2 protein-coding genes are annotated in these 1063 nt (G+C 66.1%); both read left to right on the forward strand.

All coding sequences use genetic code 11. The features are described from left to right. Positions 1-240: PTS sugar transporter subunit IIC (locus tag DW003_RS09830; RefSeq protein WP_147324175.1), on the forward strand; the 240-nt coding region annotated here is incomplete at its 5' end. Next, positions 221-1054, forward strand: coding sequence for a PTS system mannose/fructose/sorbose family transporter subunit IID (locus tag DW003_RS09835; protein ID WP_118388889.1), 834 nt, complete (start codon positions 221-223; stop codon positions 1052-1054). The genes DW003_RS09830 and DW003_RS09835, both read left to right, overlap by 20 nt. Positions 1055-1063: the final 9 nt, after the last annotated feature.

Genomic DNA, 1063 nt, shown 5'->3' on the forward strand with positions numbered 1-1063 from the left:
GGCGTTGCCGCCAACATCCTGCCGGCCATGGGCTTCGCCATGCTCGGCCGCCTGGTGCTCACCAAGCAGCTCGTGCCCTTCTACTTCCTGGGCTTCCTGCTGTGCTCCTACGCCAACGTGCCCGTCCTGGGCGTCGCCCTGATCGCCATCATCATCGGCATCGACAAGTTCGACCTGCTCGGCCTGGGCGGAGCCCAGCCCCAGCTCTCCGCGGAAGGGGATGAGGACGATGACTTCTAGTCCCGAGAACAAGATCACGCGCTCCGACCTCGTCAGGAGCGCCGTCAACACCGGCGCCCTGGGCATGGAGTTCTCCTGGACCTACTACAAGCAGATGAACATCGCCTTCTGCCTGATGGTCGCCAACATGCTCAAGAAGATCTACGCCGGCCGCCCCGACGACTACGCCGAGGCCCTGCACCGCCACTGCGCGTTCTTCAACATCACCGTCCAGTTCGCCCCGTTCGTCGGCGGCATCGCGATGGCCATGGAGGAGAAGGTCGCCCGCGGCGAGATCGAGCCCGAGAGCGTCAACGACGTCAAGGCCGCCCTCATGGGCCCGCTGTCCGGCATCGGCGACTCCATCTTCCTGTCGACGCTGCGCGTGGTCGCCGCCGCGGTGGGCATCAGCCTGTGCCAGGCCGGCAACCCCTTCGGCCCCATCGCCTTCCTGCTCATCTACAACGTCCCAGGCTTCGCGCTGCGCGTCTGGGGCGCCGTCAAGGGCTACGAGCTGGGCGTGGGCTTCCTGGACGAGGCCCAGAGGACCGGCCTCATGCAGAAGATCATGACCTGCGTGGGCATCGTGGGCGTCATGGTCGTGGGCGCCATGTGCAAGGACATGTTCTGGGCCAGCATCCCGGTGGCCATCGGCTCGGGCGACGACGCCCAGACCCTCCAGGACATCCTGGACGGCATCATGCCCGGCATGCTCGGCATGCTCGCCTTCTGGCTGTACTACTGGCTGCTGTCCAAGAAGATCAACCCCATGGTGCTGATCGTGGCCACCATGGCCGTGGGCATCGTCGGCGCGTTCTTCGGCGTGCTGGCGTAAGGGCCCGGC

This window comes from Collinsella sp. AF36-3AT, from assembly GCF_003475205.1.
GTDB classification, from domain to species: Bacteria; Actinomycetota; Coriobacteriia; order Coriobacteriales; family Coriobacteriaceae; genus Collinsella; species Collinsella aerofaciens_AF.

Bases quoted from the DNA above. Each gene is read 5' to 3' on its own strand.
- DW003_RS09835 (WP_118388889.1), top strand. From the start codon at position 221: ATGAGGACGATGACTTCTAGTCCCGAGAACAAGATCACGCGCTCCGAC.